Here is a 21,498-nt window from a genome sequence, read left to right on the forward strand (position 1 = left end):
CAAACCGCTGTCAACTGCCTTTTTCACCGCTTCCGACCTTGAAGATCGAAACCCCTCCAAGCTCTCTGAAACTGCCAACTCGTTGATTAACAAAGAGTTTATTGTTTCGGCTGCGCCGGAAGTGGGGCGAATTATAGACACTTGAAGTTTGCCGTCAAGCCCTTGCTTTGGATTATTCGTTTTTTAGCGTGATGCGGGCAAAAGCTTTCTTGCCGGCCTGCACTACATGAGTCGCACCCACTGTGAAGACGAATGCCCGGTCTACCACGACGCCATCGACACGAACACTTCCGGCGTTGAGCAGATCGCGAGCGCCAGCGGCGTTCTTGACCATCCCTGCCTTATTAAGGATGGCGGCAATCGGCATATCTTCCGCGCCTGCGAGGTCCATCTCCGGCAGATCCTCCGGCAGTTCGCCTTCCTTCATGCGATTGCCCGCGGCTTTATGCGCGCTCTGGGCCGCTTCCTCGCCATGGAAACGGGCGACGATCTCTTCGGCGAGCTTGATCTTGATGTCACGCGGATTGGCGCCGGCCTCTACGTCAGCCTTGAACGCTTCGATCTCATCCATGCTGCGGAAGCTGAGCAGCTCAAAGTATCGCCACATCAGTGCATCGGGAATGGAGACCAGCTTGCTATACATGATGCCAGGCGCTTCCTGGATACCCACGTAGTTGCCCAGCGACTTGGACATCTTCTTGACGCCGTCCAGACCTTCCAGCAACGGCAGGGTGACGATGCATTGGGCATCCTGACCATAGGCCCGCTGCAGCTCACGCCCCATCAACAAGTTGAATTTCTGGTCGGTGCCGCCCAGCTCGACGTCGGCGCGCAGGGCAACGGAGTCATAGCCCTGGACCAGCGGATAGAGGAACTCGTGGATGGCGATTGGCTGGTTGCTGGTGTAGCGCTTGTCGAAATCATCACGCTCGAGCATGCGTGCCACGGTGTACTGCGAAGCCAGACGAATGAAGTCCGCCGGACTGAGGACATCCATCCAGGTCGAATTGAACGCAACCTCGGTTTTGGCCGGGTCGAGGATCTTGAACACCTGCGCCTTGTAGGTCTCGGCATTCTCAAGCACCTGCTCACGAGTCAGAGGCGGACGCGTGGCGCTCTTGCCGCTGGGATCACCGATGGAGCCGGTGAAGTCACCTATAAGGAAGATGACCTGATGACCCAGCTCCTGGAACTGCCGAAGCTTGTTGATCAGCACGGTGTGACCCAGGTGCAGATCCGGAGCGGTGGGGTCGAAGCCTGCCTTGATACGCAGCGGCTGACCGCGCTTGAGCTTCTCGACCAGTTCGGATTCGACCAGCACCTCTTCCGTGCCGCGCTTGATCAGCGCCAGCTGCTCTTCAACAGACTTCATATAGGTCCTACAACGCTCGGATTCAAAGGGCTCAACGATACAAGATCACGGGTCAAATACAAGGCGCGAGCACAGATGTGACTCATTGGCGCCAAGCAAACGTCTGCGAGCTTGCTTTAGAGGGCTTTTGGTTATATTTTATACAGTTATTTCATCTTCATCATGTCATTCATCTCATCTTTCCATCTTCAAAAGTCAAAAAATCACCTATGACCAAGCAACCGCCTAAAGCGCCGCCGCTTTATCCGAAGAGCCACCTCGTGGCTGCCAGCGGCATAGCCGCCCTCCTCAGCCTTGCCTTGCTGGTGTTCCCCTCCAGCGACGTAGAAGCAAAACGCACCACCATGAGCCTGGAAATGCCGGCGCCCGCAGAACAACTCAGGGACGCCGAACAAGACACTCCGGTCGCCCCGATCGCCGAGCAGGCTGCTCCCGCGCCATTCGCCCAGATCGAACCCTCTGCTGCGACAGACACCGAGCAGGCCGCTCAGCCGGCCGCGCCGTCGGCACCCCAGGTAACCGCGACCAAGGAAGCGACCACTGCCAAGGAAGTCGCGGCGGTCAAGAAAGAGCCTTCGCACCGTCAAGTCGTTGTGGCCAAGGGCGACACGCTCTCCACGCTGTTCGAAAGGGTTGGCCTGCCAGCTTCCACCGCCGCCCAGGTAGTAGGCAGCGACAAGAAGGCCAAGCAGTTCACTCAGCTCAAGCGTGGGCAACTTCTGGAGTTCGAGCTGTCGCCGGAAGGCGACCTGCTGGGCCTGCACAGCAAAGTCAGCGAACTGGATACCATCCGCCTGACCAAGGCCGGCAACGGTTTCGCGTTCGAGCGTGAAACCAGCAAGCCAGTGATGCGCGAAGCCTATGCGCATGGGGTCATCAAGAACTCCCTCTCGCAATCTGCGGCGCGCGCGGGCCTGTCCCACAGCCAGACCATGGACATGGCCAGCATCTTCGGCTACGACGTGGACTTCGCCCAGGATATTCGCCAGGGCGATGAGTTCGATATCGTCTACGAGCAGCGTGTGCTCAACGGCAAGGTGATCGGCACTGGCGGCATCCTGGCCGCTCGCTTTACCAACCGCGGCAAGACCTATACCGCAGTCCGGTACACCAACAAGCAAGGCAACAGCAATTACTACACTGCCGATGGCAACAGCATGCGCAAGGCGTTCATCCGTACACCGGTGGACTTTGCCCGCATCAGCTCACGCTTCTCGATGGGCCGCAAGCATCCGATCCTGAACAAGATCCGCGCGCACAAGGGCGTGGACTACGCAGCGCCGCGGGGCACGCCAATCAAGGCTGCCGGCGACGGCAAGGTGACACTGGCCGGCCGCCGCGGTGGCTACGGCAATACTGTGATCATCCAGCACGGCAACAGCTACACCACGCTGTACGGGCACATGCAGGGCTTTGCCAAGGGCATCAAGACCGGCGGCAGCGTCAAGCAGGGCCAGGTGATCGGCTACATCGGCACCACCGGTTTGTCCACGGGGCCGCACCTGCACTACGAGTTCCAGGTCAATGGTGTGCACGTTGACCCGCTGGGCCAGAAGCTGCCGATGGCCGACCCGATTGCCAAGGCCGAAAAACAGCGTTTCAACCAGCTAAGCCAGCCGTTGATGGCGAAGATGGACGCCGAGCGGACGACGCTGTTGGCGAGCAAGCGCTGAGTCATGACTTACTACCTGGGGGTGATGTCCGGCACCAGTCTGGACGGGCTGGACATTGCCCTGATCGAACAGGACCGCTCGACCCGGCTGGTCGCGACACACTACGTGCCTATGCCCGAAGCACTGCGCCAGCAACTGCTGGAACTGTGCGCCAGCGGGCCGGATGAGATTGCCCGGGCCGCGCTGGCGGAAAACCAGTGGGTAGCGTTGGCGGCTGATGGCATATCGGCCTTGCTGACCGCAGAGCATCTTGCCCCTGCGGACATCCGTGCCATCGGCAGCCACGGACAGACTGTTCGCCACGAGCCTGCCCGTGGCTTCACCGTGCAGATTGGCAACCCTGCCCTGCTGGCCGAACTGACGCAGATCACCGTGGTGGGCGATTTTCGCCGCCGCGATGTTGCAGCCGGTGGTCAAGGTGCTCCGCTGGTGCCGGCCTTCCACGAGGCCCTGTTCGGGGCCAAGGGCGAGGCGCGCGCGGTGCTCAACGTGGGTGGTTTCAGCAACCTCAGCCTGATTGGTGGCAATACGCCGGTCAGTGGTTTCGATTGCGGACCTGGCAACGTGCTGATGGATGCCTGGATTCACCTCAAGCGCGGCGTGGACTATGACCAGGGTGGTGCCTGGGCGGCGACCGGTACGCGACAGCCGCATTTGCTCGGCGCGTTGCTGAGTGACCCGTTCTTCGCGGGCAGCGGTCCAAAGAGCACGGGCCGCGAGGTGTTCAATCTGGGGTGGTTGCAGCGACACCTGGAGACGCTGCCCGCGCTCGCCGACGCCGACGCCGACGTTCAGGCAACGCTTCTCGAGCTGACCGCGCAGAGCATCGTGCAGTCGCTGCGTGTCGCCCAGCCGACCACCCATGCGCTGCTGGTCTGCGGCGGCGGCGCGCACAACCAGACGCTGATGGCGCGCCTGCAGGCCTTGTTGCCGGACACTCAGGTAGCCAGTACGGCGAAAGCTGGTGTCGACCCGGACTGGGTCGAGGCGATGGCGTTCGCCTGGCTGGCAGATTGCTGCCTGCAAGGCATAGCTGCCAATCGGCCGAGTGTGACGGGTGCACGGGGTCTGCGAGTGCTGGGCGCTATATACCCGGCCTGAAACCTGAAACCTGAAACCTGAAACGAAAACGCCGTGCAGATGCACGGCGTTTTGCGTTGGCGCTGGATCAGATCGAGAAGGACTGACCGCAACCGCACGTGGTGCTGGCGTTCGGGTTGTTGATGACGAACCGCGAACCTTCAAGCCCTTCCTGATAGTCCACCTGCGCACCGGCCAGGTACTGGAAACTCATGGGATCGACCACCAGGCTGACGCCTTCGCGCTCGACGATGGTGTCGTCGTCGGCGACGTCTTCATCGAAGGTAAAGCCATACTGGAAGCCCGAGCAGCCGCCGCCGGTGACGAAGACGCGCAGCTTGAGGCGATCATTACCCTCTTCATCGACCAGGTTCTTGACCTTGATGGCGGCCCCTTGGGTGAATTGCAAAGCCATGGGGGTAAAGGATTCGACGCTCATGTAGAAGTTCTCCCGGCGTACGCCGTCATAATGCTCAATGGCGGCATTATCCGCTTCTCCTACGAAGATGGTCAAGAATTAGCCAGTGGCAAACGCAAAGAGGCCCGCAAGCGGGCCTCTGGAAAGCGCTGCGCCGCGTGTCAGGGCAGCATGCCTGCGTGAGACAGACCGAAGCGCTCGTCCAGGCCGAACAGGATGTTCATGTTCTGTACGGCCTGGCCCGACGCACCTTTGACGAGGTTATCGATGACCGAAAGCACGACGACCAAATCACCGTCCTGAGGGCGATGCACGGCGATCCGGCAGACATTGGCGCCACGTACGCTGCGGGTTTCGGGGTGGCTGCCGGCCGGCATGACATCGACGAACGGCTCATCGGCATAACGTGCTTCGTACAGCGCCTGCAGATCGACCGATCTGTCGACCACGGTAGCGTACAGCGTGGAGTGAATGCCACGGATCATGGGCGTGAGGTGGGGAACGAAGGTCAGGCCCACTTCGCCGCCCGCCGCGAGACGCAGGCCCTGGGTGATTTCAGGCAAGTGGCGATGCCCCTTGACCGCGTAGGCCTTCATGCTTTCACCCGCTTCGCTGAACAAGGAGCCCACGCTGGCACCACGACCCGCACCGCTGACACCCGACTTGCAGTCGGCGATCAGGCGCGTGTTGTCGGCCAGACCGGCTTCGAGCAGCGGCAGGAAGCCCAGTTGGGTGGCGGTGGGATAGCAGCCCGGCACGGCAATCAGACGCGCCTGACGGATCTGCTCGCGGTTTACCTCGGGCAAGCCGTAGACGGCGTCGGCCAGCAGCTCGGGAGCACCATGAGGCTGGCCGTACCATTTGGCCCATTCATCGGCATCCTGCAGACGGAAGTCGGCGGACAGGTCGATGATCCTGGTTCCCGCCGCAAGCAGCTCACCGGCCAGGGCATGGGCGACGCCATGAGGCGTGGCGAAAAACACCACGTCGCAAGCACCCAACGTCTTGATGTCGGGGACGCTGAACGCCAGGCCGTCGTAGTGGCCTCGCAGGTTGGGGTAGAGGTCGGCAACGGGCAGGCCAGCCTCGGATCGGGAGGTAATGACCTCTACCTGCGCCTGCGGATGCTGCGCCAGCAGACGCAGTAGTTCGACTCCGGTATAACCCGTGCCGCCGACGATACCGACCTTGACCATAAACTGCCCTCTTCACGATGCGACTGGAAAGCCTTCGATGATAGGGGCCCGGCGCCTGTGTAACAACCGTTGAGATGACGCGGGCGTTGGCAGACTCTACTATCGACGCTACCGTGAACCTGGGAAGAACTGGAAATGCTTTATCTATGGATCAAAGCCCTGCATATCGTCAGCGTCGTCTGCTGGTTTGCCGGGTTGTTCTACCTGCCGCGTCTGTTCGTCTACCACGCCCAGAGCGAGGACACCGTCAGCCGCGAACGCTTTGCCGTCATGGAGCGCAAGCTGTATCGCGGCATCATGACGCCGGCGATGATCGCCACGTTCATCTTCGGCATCTGGCTGATCGCGCTGTCGCCGGGCTGGATGAGTCAGGGATGGATGCATGCCAAGCTGACCTTGGTCATCTTGCTGACTGGCTATCACCACGTCTGCGGCGCGCAGATGAAGCGTTTCGCGCGGGGCGAAAACAAGCGCAGCCATGTGTTTTTCCGCTGGTTCAATGAAATCCCGGTGCTGGTGCTGCTGGCCGTGGTGATTCTGGTGGTGGTCAAGCCATTCTGAGCCCACGCACAAGCAACGCGCTCAAAGCCGGTGCGCCCTGTAGACTGTCCATATGAAATCGCGCCAGCTTGCCTGGCGCGGGTATGGAGAATTCGATGACCCGTTATGCCATGATCACAGGCGCGTCGGCAGGCCTGGGCCTGGCCATGGCCGAAGCCCTGGCCAGGTGCGGACGCAGCCTGCTGCTGGTGGCGCGCCACCGTGACCCCTTGGAAAGCATTGCCGCTGAACTGACCCAGCGCTTTGGTGTGGAAGTACTGTTTCGTGCCTGCGACCTCGGCGAGCCGTTGCGGCTATCCGGATTCCTGCTGGAACTGGAAGAAAGCGAACGTCAGATCGACCTGCTGGTGAATTGCGCCGCCGTGCGCTCTCATGGGCATTTTCTCGCCCAGGACTGGAGCCAGGAACAGGACCTGATCGAACTGAACATTCTTGCCCTGACCCGGCTCTGTCATGCCTTGGGCAACGCCATGGCCGTGCAGGGCGGTGGGCAGATCCTCAATGTGGCCTCGCTGGCCGCGTTTCAACCCGGCCCATGGATGAGCAGCTATGCGGCCAGCAAGGCCTATGTCCTGCATTTTTCCGAAGGGTTGCGCGAGGAACTCAAGCAGACCGGGGTGAAGGTCTCGGTGCTGTGTCCGGGCCCCGTACGCGCAAGTCAACGGCGAATTCCGCGCCTGGCGGGCAGCTCGCTGGTGCTGGATGCCGAGCAGGTCGCCTTGCAGACCGTGCGCGCGCTCGCCCGCGATCGCGCGGTGATCGTGCCCGGACGGCGCAATGGCTGGCTGGCAAGGGCTCCACGCCTGTTCCCGCGCTGGCTGACGCGCAGAGTGGCCGGATGGATCAACAAGGCCTATGCCCCGCATTGAAGCAGGCAACACTGGGCGCTGGACGCAAGCCTCAGTACACTGACCCTTCGACCGCCATGGAGATGCATTGTGGATACTCTGTTTACCAAGATCATCAACCGGGAGATTCCGGCCAGGATCATCTACGAGGACGACCAGGTGTTGGCCTTCCACGATATTGCGCCCCAGGCTCCGGTGCATTTCCTGGTCATCCCGAAAAAAGCCATCCGTACGCTCAACGACCTGACCGAAGACGACAAGGGCCTGGCAGGACACATTCTGTACACCGCCCAGCGCCTGGCCAAGGAGCTGGGTTGCGAAGAAGGTTTCCGGGTGGTGATGAACTGCAACGAAATGGGCGGTCAGACCGTCTACCACATACACATGCATGTGCTGGGGCAGCGCCAGATGAACTGGCCGCCCGGCTGACCGGCATTCATTCGAGCCGCAGCCCAGTGCTGCGCGCTCGTGCGCCAACATGCAGGCAAGATTTCAACGGAGGTGCCCATGGCTACCCAGCGTCACTACTCGCCGATTGACCGATTGTTGCTGCAGGCCGACACGGCCATGCGCACCCTGCTGCCGTTCAGCGGCCATCCGTCGCGACCGTCGCCGGCCGTCGTCCAGCCCGAGGTGACGATGGACAAGCAACAGAGCCGGCACGTGGCCGGACTGATGCGCATCAATCACACCGGTGAGGTCTGCGCGCAGGCACTGTACCAAGGCCAGGCACTGACCGCGAAGCTGCCCCAGGTGCGCAAGGCCATGGAGCATGCAGCAGAAGAGGAAGTGGATCACCTGGCCTGGTGCGAGCAGCGCATTCGTCAATTGGGCAGCCATACCAGCGTGCTCAATCCGTTGTTCTATGGGATGTCGTTCGGTATCGGTGCAGCCGCAGGGATTATCAGTGACCGTGTGAGCCTGGGCTTCGTGGCAGCCACCGAGCACCAGGTGGTCAAGCACCTCGACGAGCATCTGCTGCAACTGCCTGCCGAGGACGTGAAATCGCGGGCGATCCTGGCGCAGATGCGCAGTGATGAGCAGGCCCACGCCGAATCGGCGCTCGACGCCGGCGGAGCCAGGTTTCCGGCACCGATACGCTTTGGTATGAGTTTGCTGGCCAAGGTCATGACCAAGAGCACCTATCGCATCTGAATGCGCATGGGGCATGCAGAAAGGGCGCTCGGTGAGCGCCCTTTTTCATTCACCCCAGCTCGACGATCTCGTAGTCATGGGTGATCTCGACGCCGGCGCGTCCCAGCATGATGGATGCCGAGCAATACTTCTCTGCCGAGAGTTCCACAGCACGCTTGACCTGGGCTTCTTTCAAACCGCGGCCCTTGACCACGAAATGCAGGTGGATCTTGGTGAAGACCTTGGGGTCTTCGCTGGCGCGTTCGGCTTCCAGAAAGGCCTCGCAGCTTTCGATGGGTTGCCGCGATTTCTTGAGAATGCTGACCACGTCATAGTTGCTGCAGCCGCCCAGGCCCAGCAGCAACATTTCCATGGGGCGCACGCCCAGATTGCGACCACCGCTTTCGGGGGGGCCGTCCATGACCACGACATGGCCGCTGCCCGACTCGCCCAGAAACATGGCTTCGCCAGCCCATTGAATACGCGCCTTCATCTTTCCGGACTCCCGTGCTCATAAAGCGGACGAGCTTACCACAGCGCACTTGTAACGATTGGTGAGGGAGGATCGGCCAAACCGCATGTCTCGCCGTCTAAATGGCGTGTGACTCTAGAGTGTGTCTGATAAGCTGACGCCAATGTACTGGCGTATCGCCGTGATTCATGCAAGATAGATTGCCCATTCCGGAACCAAGTCATGACCGCTGCCGCGCACAAGATCAAGAACCTCGAGAAGCTGCTCGCACATGGTCAGCGCTATCGGTTCGCCGCCAAGACCACCTTGATCGCCGCGGGTGCGCGTGATGACTCGCTTTCGCTGATTCTCAAAGGCTCGGCGACGGTGGTGATCGAGGCCGAAGAAGGCCGCGAGTTGGTGATCGCCTACCTCAACGCCGGGGATTTCTTTGGCGAACTGGGCCTGTTTCAGACTGCGAGCGGCACGCAGGCACACAACGCGTGGGTACGCGCCAAGACTGAATGCGAAGTGGTGCAGATCAGTTATGCCGCGTTTCGTGAACTGGCCCAGCAGGAGCCGGAGATGCTCTACGCGGTGGGTGGGCAGATGGCGCAACGTCTGCGCGACACGACCCGCAAGGTCGGCGACCTGGCGTTCTTCGATGTCACCGGACGTGTTGCCCGATGCCTGCTCGACCTGTGCAAGCAGCCCGACGCCATGACCCACCCCGATGGCATGCAGATCAAGATCACCCGGCAGGAAATCGGGCGCATCGTGGGTTGTTCACGGGAGATGGTCGGTCGCGTGCTCAAGGACCTGGAAGAGCGCAGCGTGGTCCACGTCAAAGGCAAGACCATGGTGGTGTTCGGCACGCGCTGAACGCCACGGAGCATCCACGCTCAGGCAGCGTTCAAGCCAACGCCGACAGCATCCGCGTATAGTCGGCGTGCAGCTCGTCGATCAGGTCAGGGGCGGGATGACGCTCATGCAGAGCGACATGGCTGGCGGCCTTGACCCGTTGCTCCAGACCACACTGCCGATTGAACAGATTGACCGCTGCTGCCATGGATTCACGCTCGTCATCCATCAGCATCGCCCCATGCACCAACACCACCGGACGTGTGCCACTCAAGCCCTGGCGCCAACGCTGCGCCGTGCCGACCCATTTGCGGCCGTCGAGATTGACGTTGAAACGGCCATCGCAAAAAGCCCCTTCTATTTCACCCAACGACGCACTGCCACCCAGCCGTTCGAGGGCATCGAGCAAAGGCTGGCACAGGCGGCGGTAAGCCGTCTCGATACGATGCTGGTCGCCCTCATGCTGCGGAGCCACATACACCAACGCGACGTTGATGGTGGATGACGACTGCGGCACCGGTTCGCCGCCGGTTTCGCGCAGCAGCACCGGCCAGCCGCTGGCGGCCGAGGCGAGGCTGGCCTCCTGGAAACCATCGAGGCGGCTCATCCGTCGCGGCATTACCAGCGTGCGATCCGTCGGGCACCAGAACAGCAACCCCCAGGCTTGCTCGCCTTTGCAGACAGCGCCGAGCAGATCCTGCTCGGCGCGCAAACCCTGTTCCGTAGGCAAATGCAGAAGCATTGACTGAGACTCATGAGGTGAAGGCCAAGGCGGCCGTTGGATCAGGGGAAGAACAGCCGCTGCAGCTCCAGGCCTGGATCTTCGGCGCGCATGAATGCTTCGCCGACCAGGAAGGAATAGACCCCGTTGATTTCCATCAACTGGACATCGGCGCGGTTGAAGATCCCGCTCTCGGTGATCACCAGGCGATCGCGCGGGATGCGTGGAAGCAGGTCCAGGGTGGTTTCCAGGTTGACGTCGAAGGTGTGCAGGTTGCGGTTGTTGACCCCGACCAGCGGTGTGTCCAAGGTGTTCAGCGCGCGCTCCAGTTCAGCGCCGTCGTGCACTTCGACCAGCACGTCTAAGTCGACGCCCTTGGCCACTGCGGCAAGTTCAGCCATTTGCGCATCCTGCAGTGCCGAGACGATCAGCAGGATACAGTCGGCACCCAGTGCCCGTGCTTCGACCACCTGATAGGGGTCGATCATGAAGTCCTTGCGGATCACCGGCAACTGACAGGCGCCGCGTGCCTGTTGCAAGTACAGGTCGGCGCCCTGGAAAAAGTCGATGTCGGTCAGCACCGACAGGCAGGTAGCCCCGCCTTTCTCATAGCTGCGGGCGATGTCGGCGGGAACGAAATGTTCGCGTATCACACCCTTGCTTGGCGAAGCTTTCTTGACCTCGGCAATCACGGCTGGCTGCTTCGAAGCAGCCTGGGTGATCAAGGCCTGGGCAAAACCGCGCGGCGCGTCGGCTGCTGCGGCAAGACGTTCAAGCTCGGCGAGGCTGACTCGCGCGCGCCGTTCGGCCACTTCCTGCGCCTTGCGCGCCAGTATGTTTTCCAGCACGGTGGGCACGCTCATGCTTCGTTCTCCTGCTTGAATACCGCGGTAAAGGCACCCAGTTCTTCGAGCTTTTCACGGGCCAGCCCGGTGTGCAACGCATCGTGAGCCATGGCCACGCCCTCTTTCAGGCTGCTCGCCACGTCGGCCGCGTACAATGCGGCGCCGGCGTTGAGCACGATCATTTCGGCCGCTTTCTCGCCCTGCTCGGTCTTGCGCCGGCCCAAGGCGTCGCGGATCAATTCGAGCGAGGCTGCCGGGCTGTCGACCACCAGGCCATGCAAGCTCTGGCTCTTGATGCCGAGGTCTTCGGGCTCGACCCAATATTCGCTGACCTCGCCATTCTTGAGCTCGGCAACGAAGGTCGGTGCGGCAAGGCTGAATTCGTCCAGGCCATCGCGCGAATGCACCACCAGTACATGCTTGCTGCCCAGGCGCGCGAGCACTTCGGCCAGCGGTCGGCACAAGTCCTGGGTGAACACACCCACCACCTGGTGCTTGACGCCGGCCGGGTTGGTCAGCGGGCCGAGCATGTTGAACAGGGTCCGCAGGCCCAGATCGCGGCGCGGAATGGCCGCGTACTTCATGGCACTGTGATGGGCCTGGGCGAACATGAAGCCGATGCCGACGCTGTCGATGCAGCGAGCAACCTGCTGTGCGTCCAGGTTGAGGTAGACGCCGGCGGCTTCGAGCAGGTCGGCACTGCCGCTCTTGCCCGACACCGCGCGATTGCCATGCTTGGCCACCGTGCAGCCGGCTGCCGCGACGACCAATGCCGAGGCGGTGGACACGTTGAAGATGTTGGCGCCGTCGCCACCGGTGCCGACGATGTCGACCACTTTGTCCAGGGTCCGCAGTTCGACCTTGCTGGCCAGCTCGCGCATCGCCGTCACGGCGCCGACGATCTCGTCGATGGTCTCGCTTTTCATGCGCATGCCCATCATGAAGGCGCCGATCTGCGCTTCGCTGCACTGGCCGGTCATGATGTCGAGCATCACCGCGCGCATTTCCTCGGTGGTGAGGTCCAGCTGGCTGACGATACGGGTCAGCGCGCTTTTGATATCCATGGGTATTCCTTAGCCCTGGCGGCTGCCGCCGGTCTGCTTGAGAAAGTTGGCGAACAGCTCGTGGCCTTGCTCGGTCAGGATCGATTCGGGATGAAACTGCACGCCCTCGACATTCAGGGTTTTGTGCCGCAGGCCCATGATTTCGTCGACCGTGCCATCTTCGTTGGTTGTCCAGGCCGTCAGCTCCAGGCACTCGGGCAAGGTCTGGGCCTTCACCACCAACGAGTGATAGCGGGTGACGGTCAGCGGATGGTTGAGGCCTTCGAACACACCAAGGTCGGTGTGGGTAATCGGGCTGGTCTTGCCGTGCATGACCTGACGGGCGCGGACCACGTCGCCGCCGAAAGCCTGGCCGATGGACTGGTGGCCCAGACAGACGCCGAGGATGGGCAGCTTGCCGGCAAAATGCCGGATCACGTCAAGGGAGACACCGGCTTCGTTGGGGGTGCAGGGGCCGGGCGACACGACGATGCGCTCAGGTGCCAAGGCTTCGATCTGGGCAATGCTGAGTTCATCGTTGCGGATGACTTTGACGTCGGCGCCCAGTTCACCCAGGTACTGCACGACGTTGTAGGTAAAGGAGTCGTAATTGTCGATCATGAGCAACATGGTGCTTAACCTCTCGAATCTGCTGACGGACCACCGGCTCGCTGGAACCGGTGGACACTGGCTTGCCGGGTCCGGAATCAGTCTGGCGATTGCTCGGCCAGGGCCACGGCCTTGAACATGGCGCGACGCTTGTTCAGCGTCTCTTCCCATTCCAGCGCAGGCACCGAGTCGGCGACAATGCCGCCGCCGGCCTGCACGTGCAGTTCGCCGTTCTTGATGACCGCTGTACGAATGGCGATCGCGGTGTCCATGTTGCCGTTCCAGGCGAAGTAGCCGACCGCGCCGCCGTAGACACCGCGCTTGACCGGCTCCAGCTCGTCGATGATTTCCATGGCACGGATCTTCGGCGCACCCGACAAGGTGCCTGCGGGGAGGATGGCGCGCAGGGCGTCCATGGCGGTCAGGCCCTGCTTGAGGTGGCCGGTCACGTTGGACACGATGTGCATCACGTTGGAGTAACGCTCGATGACCATCTTCTCTGTCAGCTTCACCGAGCCGACCTCCGATACCCGGCCCACGTCGTTGCGGCCCAGGTCGATCAACATCAAGTGCTCGGCGATCTCCTTGTCGTCGGACAGCAGGTCCACTTCAAGCGCATGGTCGGCTTCTTCGGTAGCACCGCGTGGGCGCGTTCCGGCAATCGGGCGTACGGTGATCAGGTCATCCTCGACGCGCACCAGCACTTCGGGCGAGCTGCCGACCACATGGAAATCGCCGAAATTGAAGAAGTACATGTAGGGTGTCGGATTGAAGCAACGCAGGGCGCGGTACAGGTCGATCGGCGCAGCCTTGAAGTCGATGGACATGCGCTGCGACGGCACCACCTGCATGACGTCGCCCGCCAGGATGTACTCCTTGATGGTGTCGACGGCGCCTTCGTAGTCGGACTGGGTGAAGCTTGAACGAAACACCGGATCACTGGCCTGCGGACGGTTGAAATCCAGCCCACGACGCGGGGCGATGGGCTGGCGCAGTCGGTCCATCAAGGTGTCGAGCTGGCTGCGGGCCTGTTCGTACGCATCGGCCTGGGCCGGATCGGCGAGGACGATGGCGTGCATCTTGCCCGCCAGGTTGTCGAACACCACCACGGCGTCGGACACCATCAGCAGGATGTCCGGAACCCCCAGCGGATCGGGATTGGGGCACTGGCCCAGGCGTTTTTCGACGTAGCGCACGCAGTCGTAGCCGAAATAACCAACCAGGCCACCGTTGAAACGTGGCAGACCGGCAATGGTCGGCACGTTGTAGCGGGCCTTGAAAGCTTCGACGAAGGCCAGTGGATCTTCGACTTCACACGCTTCGATTTCGACGCCGTCGCAGGTCACGCTGGCGTGGTAGCCATGGACGCGCAGGACGGTGCGGCACGGCAGGCCGATGATCGAGTAACGCCCCCACTTCTCGCCGCCCTGCACCGATTCCAGCAGGTAGGAATTGGGCTGGTCGGCCAGTTTCAGGTAGATGGACAGGGGGGTGTCGAAGTCGGCCAGGGTTTCGTGGGCCATCGGAATGCGGTTGTAGCCTTCGGCAGCCAGGCGCAGGAAGTCTTCGCGGGTCATGATTCAGCCTCGTGATGGAGGGGTCGAACGGTCTGTGGGCAAACGTTGGAACGGAAAAGTCAGGCGCGCCAACGCCAGCGGGCCAGGGCCTTGATGACTTTCATCCAGAGTTTGCGAGTGACCACCACGATGGAATCTCTATGAGCGGGGGATTTGCCGTTAGCCAACGTTATCCCACTGGCCGGATCGAAGCAACCGGGCATCAGCGCGCGCAGATCGTCGATCACCAGCGCTGGTGATTCCTCGGCGATCGGCCGCCCATGATTGTAGCCGTAGCTGAGCGCGATACAGGTCACGCCGGCAGCCTTGGCCGCCTGCACGTCGCTGCGTGAATCGCCGACGAACAATGAATGCTGCGCCTTGACCTTGGCCATTTTCATGACGAAAAACAGGGCAGCTGGATCGGGCTTCTGCTGGGGCAGCGTGTCGCCGCCAATGATCCACTTGAAATAGCGGCCCAGGCCCAGCTGGTCCAGCAAGGGGGCGACGAAGCGTTCCGGCTTGTTGGTGATCAGGGCCATCTTCACGCGTTTCTTGTGCAGCCATTTAAGTGTTTCGTGCACGCCTGGGTAGACCTGGGTCAAGGCATGGCTGGACGCATAGGCCGCCGAGAAAAGCTCGAGGGCGTGCGCGGTTTCCGCCTCGCCCACGTGCTGGTGCTCGAGGCCACCGGCGAGCGCGCGGCGAACCAGCACGCGGGCACCGTTGCCGACCCATTCGCGGACAGCTTCGAGCCCCGCCGGCGTACGCCCCAGCTGGGCCAGCATGGTGTCGACGGCGGCGGCCAGATCGGGTACGGAATCCACCAGCGTGCCGTCCAGGTCGAACATCACCAGCCGTGGCAGGCCGCCGGGAAACAGCCGCTCCATGGCACTCATGAACGAGCCAGCGTCAATTCCGTGCGCATTTGCTCGATCACATCGCGGTAGTCTGGCGCGTTGAAGATAGCCGAGCCGGCAACGAAAGTGTCGGCTCCGGCTGCGGCGATCTCGCGGATGTTGGCGACGTTGACGCCACCGTCGATTTCCAGGCGGATGTCGCGGCCGCTGGCGTCGATCAGGGCGCGGGCTTCGCGCAGCTTGTTCAGGGTGCCGGGAATGAACTTCTGGCCGCCGAAGCCGGGGTTGACGCTCATCAGGAGGATCATGTCGACCTTGTCCATGACGTATTCAAGCAGGTTCAGCGGCGTGGCCGGGTTGAATACCAGACCGGCCTTGCAGCCGCCCTCGCGGATCAATTGCAGCGAGCGGTCGATGTGCTGGGTCGCCTCGGGGTGGAAGGTGATGTAGCTGGCACCTGCCTCGATGAAGTCGCCGATGATGCGGTCGACCGGGCTGACCATCAGGTGCACATCGATGGGCGCGCTGACGCCGTATTTGCGCAGCGCCGCACACACCATCGGGCCGATGGTGAGGTTGGGGACATAGTGGTTGTCCATCACATCGAAGTGAACGATATCGGCGCCTGCGGCGAGCACGTTATCGACTTCCTCGCCCAGGCGGGCGAAGTCCGCGGAGAGGATGGACGGGGCAATTGCGAAGGGCTGCATGGCGCACCTATTCAGGCTGGAATCACGGTGGCGCGCATTGTAGCTCAGGTGGCATGGGCGGGCGAATTGCGCTGGAGCAGATCAGGATTCGCTGCGGTTTATCAGGGACAGCGGAGTAGGCCTTTCGCGGCCGATGACCGCTCCTACGGAGGTCTTTGCCGGGCTGGACGACATTGCATGGCCTTTGTCCGGTTGTCGTAGGAGCGGTCTGTGGCCGCGAAAAGAACGACGCGGTTTGTCAGGGACAGCAGGGTGGGCCTTTCGCGGCCGATGACCGCTCCTACGGGATGATAGGGGTGCTCATCGGGTGCGCTACTGGACGGCGACGGTGCGCAGCTTTTCGCCGCGGCCGCGCAGCCATTCCAGTACCAGCAGCAGCAACACCGAGAAGACGATCAACAGGGTGGCCGCGGCGGCGATGGTCGGGCTTAGGTTCTCGCGGATGCCGCTGAACATCTGCCGGGGCAAGGTGGCCTGCTCCGGCCCGGCCAGGAACAGGGTCACCACCACTTCATCGAACGAGGTGGCAAAGGCGAACAGCGCGCCGGAAATCACCCCCGGTGCAATCAACGGCAGGGTCACCCGGCGGAACGTGGTCAGCGGCGAGGCGCCAAGGCTGGCCGCCGCCCGCACCAGGTTGTGGTTGAAACCCTGCAGCGTCGCCGACACCGTGATGATCACGAACGGTACACCCAGCACTGCGTGCACCACGATCAGCGAAAGAAAGCTGTTGCCCATGCCCAGCGGCGCGAAGAACAGGTAACTGGCCACGCCGATGATCACCACCGGTACCACCATCGGCGAAATGACCAGGGCCATCACCAGGGACTTGCCGGGAAAGTCGCCACGGGTCAGACCGATTGCTGCCAGGGTACCGAAGATCATCGCGACGACCGTGGCGGCCGGGGCGATGATCACGCTGTTGCGCAACGCGCGCATCCATTCTGCCGAACCGAAGAAATCCTGGTACCAGTGCAGCGAAAATCCCTGCAGGGGATACACCAGAAAACTGCCGGAGTTGAACGACAGCGGAATGATCACCAGTACCGGCAGGATCAGGAACAGCAGAATCAAGCCGCACAGGATTCGCAGGGTGTAGAACCACAGGCGTTCGATGGGCGACAGGTAAGGGCTCGTCATGACAGTGTTCCTCAGCTCAGACGCAGGCGGCTGGCGCCGACCAGCCAGCTATAGATCAAGTACAACACCACGGTGGCCAGAAGCAGCAGGCCGCCCAGCGCGGTTGCCATTCCCCAGTTGATGCTGGTGTTGGTGTAGAAAGCCACGAAATAGCTGACCATCTGGTCGTTGGGGCTGCCCAGCAGCGCCGGCGTGATGTAGTAGCCGATGGCCAGAATGAACACCAGCAGGCAGCCTGCGCCAACCCCGGCGTAGGTCTGCGGGAAGTACACCCGCCAAAAGCTGGCGAACGGATGACAACCCAGGGAAATTGCCGCACGCATGTAGGTAGGCGAAATGCCTTTCATCACGCTGTAGATGGGCAGGATCATGAACGGCAGGAGGATGTGCACCATGGAGATATAGACCCCGGCGCGGTTGAACACCAGCTCCAGCGGTTTATCGATGATGCCCATGGCCATCAGCGCGCTGTTGATCAGGCCGCCCGATTGCAGCAGCACGATCCACGCGGCGACACGCACCAGGATGGACGTCCAGAACGGCAGCAGCACCAGGATCATCAGCAGGTTGCTCTGCCGGGTCGGCAGGTTGGCCAGCAGATAGGCCAAGGGATAGGCCAGCGCCAGGCAGATGGCGGTGATTACCAGCCCCATCCAGAACGTGCGGGCGAAGATGTCCAGGTAGATCGCCTGGTCCGGCGTGGCGGGGGCGACTTCGCCAAGATCGTCGATGCGGTGATCGACCGCCGCCAGCAGGTAGAACGGCGTGATGGCGCTGGTGTTGCGGCGGATCGCCTGCCAGTAGGCCGGGTCACCCCAGCGCTCGTCGAGTGCCTGCAGCGCCTCTTTGTAGGAGGCCGGTTCGGTCTTGAACGGCAGGGCACGAGCGGTTTTCGCCAGCAGGCTGCGGTAGCCGGCCAGCTCCATGTTCAGACGCTTGGACAGATCGCCCAGGCTTTGATTCTTGCGCGATTCGGCGAGGTCCTCGGCCAGTGACCGGTACACCGGTTCGTCGGGCAGGCCCTTGCCGTCCCACGCGGTCACGGCCGCCACGGTGCGCGGCATGCCTTCGACCACTTCGGGGTTGCCGACGCTTTTGTACAAGAGCGCGGCGATGGGCACCAGGAACACCAGCAGCAGGAACAACACCAGCGGCGCAATCAACGCCTGGGCTTTCCAGCGGTTGAGTCGTTCGGCCCGGGACAGGCGCTGTTTCAAGGTGAGGCTGGCGTCCGGTTTGAGAGGCACTGCGACGGCCATGGTCAACTCCGCGAATCATTCAGGTCTAAAAAGGCGCGCCCGGCAGGCGCGCCCATGACAGCGTTGCCGCGACGCGTGTTACTTGGCAGCCCAGGCATTGAAGCGCTGTTCCAGTTGCTCGCCGTTGTCGGCCCAGAAGCTCACGTCGATCTGCACCTGATTGACGATGTTTTCCGGCGTGGTCGGCATGTCCTTGAGAATGTCCTTGTTCAGCAGTGGCACGGCCTGGGTATTGGCAGGGCCGTAGGCGATGTTTTCCGAGTAGGTTTTCTGCTGCTGCGGCGCGACCGACCAGGCGATGAATTTCTTGGCGGCCTCGACATTCTTCGCACCCTTGGGAATGGCCCAGGCGTCGAAGTCATAGATGCCACCGTTCCAGACCACTTTCAGGTTGCTCTCCTTCTGCACGGCAGCGATGCGCCCGTTGTAGGCCGAGCTCATGACCACGTCGCCGGAGGCCAGGTACTGTGGCGGCTGGGCACCGGCTTCCCACCACTGGATGCTGGGCTTGAGTTCATCGAGTTTCTTGAAGGCGCGGTCCTGGCCGGCCTTTGTGGCGAGCACCGAATACACGTCCTTGGGCGCCACGCCGTCGGCCATCAGGGCGAATTCCAGGGTGTATTTGGCACCCTTGCGCAAGCCACGCTTGCCGGGAAATTCCTTGGTGTTCCAGAAATCGGTCCAGCCAGTGGGCGCAGTCTTGAGCTTGTCGGCGTTGTAGGCCAGCACCGTGGACCAGACGAAGAAACCTACACCGCAGGTCTGGACGGCACCCTTGACGAAGTCTTCCGGCTTGCCGAACAGCGCCGGATCGAGTTCTTCGAACATGCCTTCGTCACAGCCGCGGGACAGCTCGGGCGACTCCACTTCCACCAGGTCCCAGGACACGCTCTTGGTATCGACCATGGCCTTGACCTTGGCCATTTCGCCGTTGTACTCACCGGCGACGATCTTGCCGGAGCCGGCCTTTTCCCACGGTTCGTAGAACGCCTTGACCTGCGCGGCCTTGTTGGCCCCGCCGAAAGACACCACGGTCAGGTCGGTAGCGGCCAACGCCTGGCCGGCCCAGAACAGGCCGAGCGTCAGCCCGGTCAATTTCAAGTGCTTGAGCATTTAATCGTCTCTCCAAGTGCAGGTGGGTCAAGCGCGGGGCGATGGTTCGCCTCTGATCGTTTTGGTACGGTTGCAGCGATTTCAGCGGTGAAACCCTCACTGATCCAACAGTGGGTCCAGCGCGCGGGCGTGTTCCAGGGGCCAGCCCAAGGGCACCACGTCGCCCACGGCCAATGCCGGGTCGAGCTGGGCGATGGGCTGCTTGACGAAGAAATCAGTCTTGCCGCACACCTCCAGGCGCACACGTACGTGGTCGCCCAGGTAGATGAATTCGGCGACTCGCCCCGAGAAGCGGTTGATGCACTCGCCGCTGTGGCCATTCAGGCGAACCCGTTCGGGACGAATCGACAGGGTCACCGGCGCCCCTATCTGGCCGACATTGATCGCCAGCGCCTCGATTTTTTCACCCCGCGGCAGCTCGACGACGCAGCGCTCGCCTTCGCGGCTGAGCAGACGCCCGTTGATACGGTTGTTTTCGCCGATGAAGTTGGCAACGAAGGTGTTCTTTGGCTCCTCGTAGAGGGCGCGGGGTGGGGCGATCTGCTGGATCTCGCCCTGATGGAACACGGCCACGCGGTCGGACATGGTCAGCGCCTCGCCCTGATCGTGGGTCACGTACACCACGGTGACGCCCAGGCGCTGGTGCAGGTGCTTGATCTCCATCTGCATGTGTTCGCGCAGCTGTTTGTCCAGGGCACCCAGCGGTTCGTCCATGAGCACCAGCTGCGGTTCGAAGACCAGGGCGCGGGCCAGGGCCACACGCTGTTGCTGCCCGCCGGACAGTTGCGCCGGATAGCGGTGGGCAAAGGCGTCGAGCTGGACCATGCCGAGCACCCGCTTGACCCGCTCGCTGATGTCGGTCTTGCTCAGGCCGCGCACGGACAGGGGAAAGGCCAGGTTTTCCGCCACGGTCATGTGCGGAAACAGGGCGTAGTTCTGGAACACCATGCCGATGTCACGCTTGTGCGGCGGCACGTGGTTGATCGAGCGTCCGGACAGCTGGATTTCCCCCGCCGTGGGGGTTTCGAAGCCTGCCAGCATCATCAGGCTGGTGGTCTTGCCGGAGCCGGAGGGGCCGAGCAGCGTAAGGAACTCGCCCTTGCGGATGTCCAGGTTGAGATCCTTGACGATGAGGTTTTCACCGTCATAGCTTTTCTGCACGCCACGGAAGCTGACCAGTATCTCGTCCGTACTTGCGCTTGCCTCGCTCATACCCACACCTTTGTTGAATGACTGCCGTGGGATCAAGCCTAGAGAAGGCCGTAACCCTTGCAAATCGGGGGCTGGGAGAGATTGCCATGGGGTAGTTGGAAGATTCGGGGTAAGGATTGCCCTACAGGCATGTCGCCCCTGAGCATGGGCGAGAAGTGCCAGAGCGGCTGCTTGGCAGAACCCTGGGCGCCACTGTCGTTTTCAGACCAGCTTGTGCTCCATCGCGTACTTCACCAGCTCGGCCAGCGACGCCACATTGAGCTTGTGCATCAGGCGCGCCTTGTGGGTGCTGATGGTTTTGCTGCTCAGGGCCAGCTGCTGGGCGATGTCATTGACATTGGCGCCGCGAGCCAGGCGTTCGAACACCGAGAACTCGCGCTCCGACAGCAGGGCATGCCGCGGCCGGGCATCGGTGAGCCCAACCTCGAAGACCATGCGATCGGCCAGGGCCGGGTCGATGTAGCGCCCGCCCGCGGCGACTCGACGGATAGCGGTCAGCAGCAGCGCCGGGTCGCTGTCCTTGGTGGCGTAACCGGCCGCGCCGACTTTCAATGCACGCGCGGCCATCTGTGCCTCGTCGTGCATGGACAACACTAGAATAGCCGGCGGATGGGGCAGCGCGCGGATCCGTGGAATGGCCTCCAGGCCATTGACGCCCGGCATGGAGATGTCCAGCAGGACCACGTCGCAAGGGGTGATGCGCAAGATCTCGAGCAACTGCTCGCCATTGCCCGCCTCCCCTGCGACCACCAGGTCCTTGGCCAGAGCAATCAATTGCTTGATTCCTTCACGCACGATGGTGTGGTCTTCGGCCACCAGCACTCGGATCAACGGGT

Annotated in this window: 23 protein-coding genes; 7 read left to right on the top strand and 16 right to left on the bottom strand. The window is 62.1% G+C overall.

Annotated elements, in window-relative coordinates; genetic code table 11:
* Positions 1 to 172: 172 nt before the first annotated feature.
* A complete protein-coding gene (gene tyrS, locus IFT57_RS25380; protein WP_192153072.1) occupies positions 173 to 1,372 on the bottom strand; it encodes a tyrosine--tRNA ligase in 1,200 nt (399 codons plus the stop codon).
* Between the two features lie 209 nt (positions 1,373 to 1,581).
* Between tyrS and IFT57_RS25385 the strand changes: the two genes are divergently transcribed.
* Positions 1,582 to 3,045 (top strand): peptidoglycan DD-metalloendopeptidase family protein, encoded by a 1,464-nt coding sequence (locus tag IFT57_RS25385; RefSeq protein ID WP_192153073.1) that lies wholly within the window; start codon positions 1,582 to 1,584, stop codon positions 3,043 to 3,045.
* A 3-nt stretch (positions 3,046 to 3,048) separates the two neighbouring features.
* On the top strand, positions 3,049 to 4,146 hold the full coding sequence (locus tag IFT57_RS25390) for an anhydro-N-acetylmuramic acid kinase (protein ID WP_192153074.1): 1,098 nt from the start codon (positions 3,049 to 3,051) through the stop codon (positions 4,144 to 4,146).
* A 67-nt stretch (positions 4,147 to 4,213) separates the two neighbouring features.
* Here IFT57_RS25390 and erpA read toward each other — a convergent pair whose 3' ends face one another.
* Positions 4,214 to 4,564, bottom strand: a complete 351-nt coding sequence (gene erpA / locus IFT57_RS25395; RefSeq protein WP_192153120.1) for an iron-sulfur cluster insertion protein ErpA — start codon at positions 4,562 to 4,564, stop codon at positions 4,214 to 4,216.
* Positions 4,565 to 4,704: 140 nt separating this feature from the next.
* A complete protein-coding gene (argC, locus tag IFT57_RS25400; protein WP_192153075.1) occupies positions 4,705 to 5,739 on the bottom strand; it encodes an N-acetyl-gamma-glutamyl-phosphate reductase in 1,035 nt (344 codons plus the stop codon).
* Positions 5,740 to 5,874: 135 nt separating this feature from the next.
* Between argC and hemJ the strand changes: the two genes are divergently transcribed.
* The 4 genes from hemJ (at position 5,875) to coq7 (ending at position 8,303) form a co-directional block, all read left to right on the top strand.
* On the top strand, positions 5,875 to 6,300 hold the full coding sequence (gene hemJ / locus IFT57_RS25405) for a protoporphyrinogen oxidase HemJ (RefSeq protein ID WP_122477187.1): 426 nt from the start codon (positions 5,875 to 5,877) through the stop codon (positions 6,298 to 6,300).
* A gap of 95 nt (positions 6,301 to 6,395) precedes the next feature.
* Positions 6,396 to 7,169: an SDR family NAD(P)-dependent oxidoreductase gene (locus IFT57_RS25410; RefSeq protein ID WP_192153076.1), complete on the top strand. Its 774-nt coding sequence runs from the start codon at positions 6,396 to 6,398 to the stop codon at positions 7,167 to 7,169.
* Positions 7,170 to 7,238: 69 nt separating this feature from the next.
* Positions 7,239 to 7,577, top strand: a complete 339-nt coding sequence (locus IFT57_RS25415; RefSeq protein ID WP_192153077.1) for an HIT domain-containing protein — start codon at positions 7,239 to 7,241, stop codon at positions 7,575 to 7,577.
* Between the two features lie 78 nt (positions 7,578 to 7,655).
* Positions 7,656 to 8,303, top strand: coding sequence for a 2-polyprenyl-3-methyl-6-methoxy-1,4-benzoquinone monooxygenase (gene coq7 / locus IFT57_RS25420; RefSeq protein ID WP_122714957.1), 648 nt, complete (start codon positions 7,656 to 7,658; stop codon positions 8,301 to 8,303).
* 49 nt (positions 8,304 to 8,352) lie between these two features.
* On the opposite strand, the gene IFT57_RS25425 is transcribed toward coq7, so the two are convergent.
* Positions 8,353 to 8,775 carry an OsmC family protein gene (locus tag IFT57_RS25425; RefSeq protein WP_122477181.1) on the bottom strand — a complete coding sequence of 141 codons (423 nt, stop codon included), beginning with the start codon at positions 8,773 to 8,775 and terminating at the stop codon, positions 8,353 to 8,355.
* A 201-nt stretch (positions 8,776 to 8,976) separates the two neighbouring features.
* Here IFT57_RS25425 and crp point away from each other — a divergent pair, with 201 nt between their 5' ends.
* The gene (gene crp / locus IFT57_RS25430; RefSeq protein WP_122795532.1) at positions 8,977 to 9,615 is read left to right on the top strand and encodes a cAMP-activated global transcriptional regulator CRP; all 639 of its coding nucleotides are present in this window, start codon (positions 8,977 to 8,979) and stop codon (positions 9,613 to 9,615) included.
* 31 nt (positions 9,616 to 9,646) lie between these two features.
* On the opposite strand, the gene IFT57_RS25435 is transcribed toward crp, so the two are convergent.
* From IFT57_RS25435 to IFT57_RS25490, 12 genes are all read right to left on the bottom strand, one after another.
* Entirely contained in the window at positions 9,647 to 10,336 is a 690-nt protein-coding gene (locus IFT57_RS25435; protein WP_192153078.1) for a lipoate--protein ligase family protein, read from the bottom strand.
* Positions 10,337 to 10,377: 41 nt separating this feature from the next.
* Positions 10,378 to 11,178 (bottom strand): indole-3-glycerol phosphate synthase TrpC, encoded by an 801-nt coding sequence (trpC, locus tag IFT57_RS25440; protein WP_192153079.1) that lies wholly within the window; start codon positions 11,176 to 11,178, stop codon positions 10,378 to 10,380.
* Positions 11,175 to 12,224, bottom strand: a complete 1,050-nt coding sequence (gene trpD, locus IFT57_RS25445; protein ID WP_192153080.1) for an anthranilate phosphoribosyltransferase — start codon at positions 12,222 to 12,224, stop codon at positions 11,175 to 11,177. The genes trpC and trpD overlap by 4 nt, the downstream gene beginning before the upstream one ends.
* Before the next feature lie 9 nt (positions 12,225 to 12,233).
* Complete coding sequence (locus tag IFT57_RS25450; RefSeq protein WP_122795536.1) at positions 12,234 to 12,833, bottom strand: aminodeoxychorismate/anthranilate synthase component II; 600 nt, start codon at positions 12,831 to 12,833, stop codon at positions 12,234 to 12,236.
* Between the two features lie 77 nt (positions 12,834 to 12,910).
* Positions 12,911 to 14,389 (bottom strand): anthranilate synthase component I, encoded by a 1,479-nt coding sequence (gene trpE / locus IFT57_RS25455; protein WP_192153081.1) that lies wholly within the window; start codon positions 14,387 to 14,389, stop codon positions 12,911 to 12,913.
* A 59-nt stretch (positions 14,390 to 14,448) separates the two neighbouring features.
* On the bottom strand, positions 14,449 to 15,267 hold the full coding sequence (locus IFT57_RS25460; RefSeq protein WP_192153082.1) for a phosphoglycolate phosphatase: 819 nt from the start codon (positions 15,265 to 15,267) through the stop codon (positions 14,449 to 14,451).
* Positions 15,264 to 15,938, bottom strand: coding sequence for a ribulose-phosphate 3-epimerase (rpe, locus tag IFT57_RS25465; protein WP_122795539.1), 675 nt, complete (start codon positions 15,936 to 15,938; stop codon positions 15,264 to 15,266). The genes IFT57_RS25460 and rpe overlap by 4 nt, the downstream gene beginning before the upstream one ends.
* Positions 15,939 to 16,250: 312 nt before the next feature.
* Complete coding sequence (locus IFT57_RS25470) at positions 16,251 to 17,078, bottom strand: ABC transporter permease (RefSeq protein ID WP_192153083.1); 828 nt, start codon at positions 17,076 to 17,078, stop codon at positions 16,251 to 16,253.
* 11 nt (positions 17,079 to 17,089) lie between these two features.
* Entirely contained in the window at positions 17,090 to 18,337 is a 1,248-nt protein-coding gene (locus IFT57_RS25475; protein WP_192153084.1) for an ABC transporter permease, read from the bottom strand.
* Between the two features lie 78 nt (positions 18,338 to 18,415).
* Positions 18,416 to 19,450 carry an ABC transporter substrate-binding protein gene (locus IFT57_RS25480; RefSeq protein ID WP_192153085.1) on the bottom strand — a complete coding sequence of 345 codons (1,035 nt, stop codon included), beginning with the start codon at positions 19,448 to 19,450 and terminating at the stop codon, positions 18,416 to 18,418.
* 96 nt (positions 19,451 to 19,546) lie between these two features.
* Positions 19,547 to 20,662 carry an ABC transporter ATP-binding protein gene (locus IFT57_RS25485; RefSeq protein WP_192050874.1) on the bottom strand — a complete coding sequence of 372 codons (1,116 nt, stop codon included), beginning with the start codon at positions 20,660 to 20,662 and terminating at the stop codon, positions 19,547 to 19,549.
* Between the two features lie 201 nt (positions 20,663 to 20,863).
* Positions 20,864 to 21,493 carry a response regulator gene (locus tag IFT57_RS25490; protein WP_122714945.1) on the bottom strand — a complete coding sequence of 210 codons (630 nt, stop codon included), beginning with the start codon at positions 21,491 to 21,493 and terminating at the stop codon, positions 20,864 to 20,866.
* Positions 21,494 to 21,498 lie beyond the last annotated feature (5 nt).

The organism is Pseudomonas sp. CFBP 13719 (assembly GCF_014842095.1).
Lineage (GTDB): Bacteria > Pseudomonadota > Gammaproteobacteria > Pseudomonadales > Pseudomonadaceae > Aquipseudomonas.

Bases quoted from the DNA above. Each gene is read 5' to 3' on its own strand.
- coq7 (WP_122714957.1), top strand. From the start codon at position 7,656: ATGGCTACCCAGCGTCACTACTCGCCGATTGACCGATTGTTGCTGCAG.
- erpA (WP_192153120.1), bottom strand. From the start codon at position 4,564: ATGAGCGTCGAATCCTTTACCCCCATGGCTTTGCAATTCACCCAAGGG.
- trpC (WP_192153079.1), bottom strand. From the start codon at position 11,178: ATGAGCGTGCCCACCGTGCTGGAAAACATACTGGCGCGCAAGGCGCAG.
- trpE (WP_192153081.1), bottom strand. From the start codon at position 14,389: ATGACCCGCGAAGACTTCCTGCGCCTGGCTGCCGAAGGCTACAACCGC.
- IFT57_RS25410 (WP_192153076.1), top strand. From the start codon at position 6,396: ATGACCCGTTATGCCATGATCACAGGCGCGTCGGCAGGCCTGGGCCTG.
- IFT57_RS25435 (WP_192153078.1), bottom strand. From the start codon at position 10,336: ATGCTTCTGCATTTGCCTACGGAACAGGGTTTGCGCGCCGAGCAGGAT.
- trpD (WP_192153080.1), bottom strand. From the start codon at position 12,224: ATGGATATCAAAAGCGCGCTGACCCGTATCGTCAGCCAGCTGGACCTC.
- IFT57_RS25450 (WP_122795536.1), bottom strand. From the start codon at position 12,833: ATGTTGCTCATGATCGACAATTACGACTCCTTTACCTACAACGTCGTG.
- IFT57_RS25390 (WP_192153074.1), top strand. From the start codon at position 3,049: ATGACTTACTACCTGGGGGTGATGTCCGGCACCAGTCTGGACGGGCTG.
- hemJ (WP_122477187.1), top strand. From the start codon at position 5,875: ATGCTTTATCTATGGATCAAAGCCCTGCATATCGTCAGCGTCGTCTGC.
- IFT57_RS25470 (WP_192153083.1), bottom strand. From the start codon at position 17,078: ATGACGAGCCCTTACCTGTCGCCCATCGAACGCCTGTGGTTCTACACC.
- IFT57_RS25485 (WP_192050874.1), bottom strand. From the start codon at position 20,662: ATGAGCGAGGCAAGCGCAAGTACGGACGAGATACTGGTCAGCTTCCGT.
- rpe (WP_122795539.1), bottom strand. From the start codon at position 15,938: ATGCAGCCCTTCGCAATTGCCCCGTCCATCCTCTCCGCGGACTTCGCC.
- IFT57_RS25460 (WP_192153082.1), bottom strand. From the start codon at position 15,267: ATGAGTGCCATGGAGCGGCTGTTTCCCGGCGGCCTGCCACGGCTGGTG.
- IFT57_RS25425 (WP_122477181.1), bottom strand. From the start codon at position 8,775: ATGAAGGCGCGTATTCAATGGGCTGGCGAAGCCATGTTTCTGGGCGAG.
- argC (WP_192153075.1), bottom strand. From the start codon at position 5,739: ATGGTCAAGGTCGGTATCGTCGGCGGCACGGGTTATACCGGAGTCGAA.
- IFT57_RS25475 (WP_192153084.1), bottom strand. From the start codon at position 18,337: ATGGCCGTCGCAGTGCCTCTCAAACCGGACGCCAGCCTCACCTTGAAA.
- IFT57_RS25480 (WP_192153085.1), bottom strand. From the start codon at position 19,450: ATGCTCAAGCACTTGAAATTGACCGGGCTGACGCTCGGCCTGTTCTGG.
- crp (WP_122795532.1), top strand. From the start codon at position 8,977: ATGACCGCTGCCGCGCACAAGATCAAGAACCTCGAGAAGCTGCTCGCA.
- tyrS (WP_192153072.1), bottom strand. From the start codon at position 1,372: ATGAAGTCTGTTGAAGAGCAGCTGGCGCTGATCAAGCGCGGCACGGAA.
- IFT57_RS25385 (WP_192153073.1), top strand. From the start codon at position 1,582: ATGACCAAGCAACCGCCTAAAGCGCCGCCGCTTTATCCGAAGAGCCAC.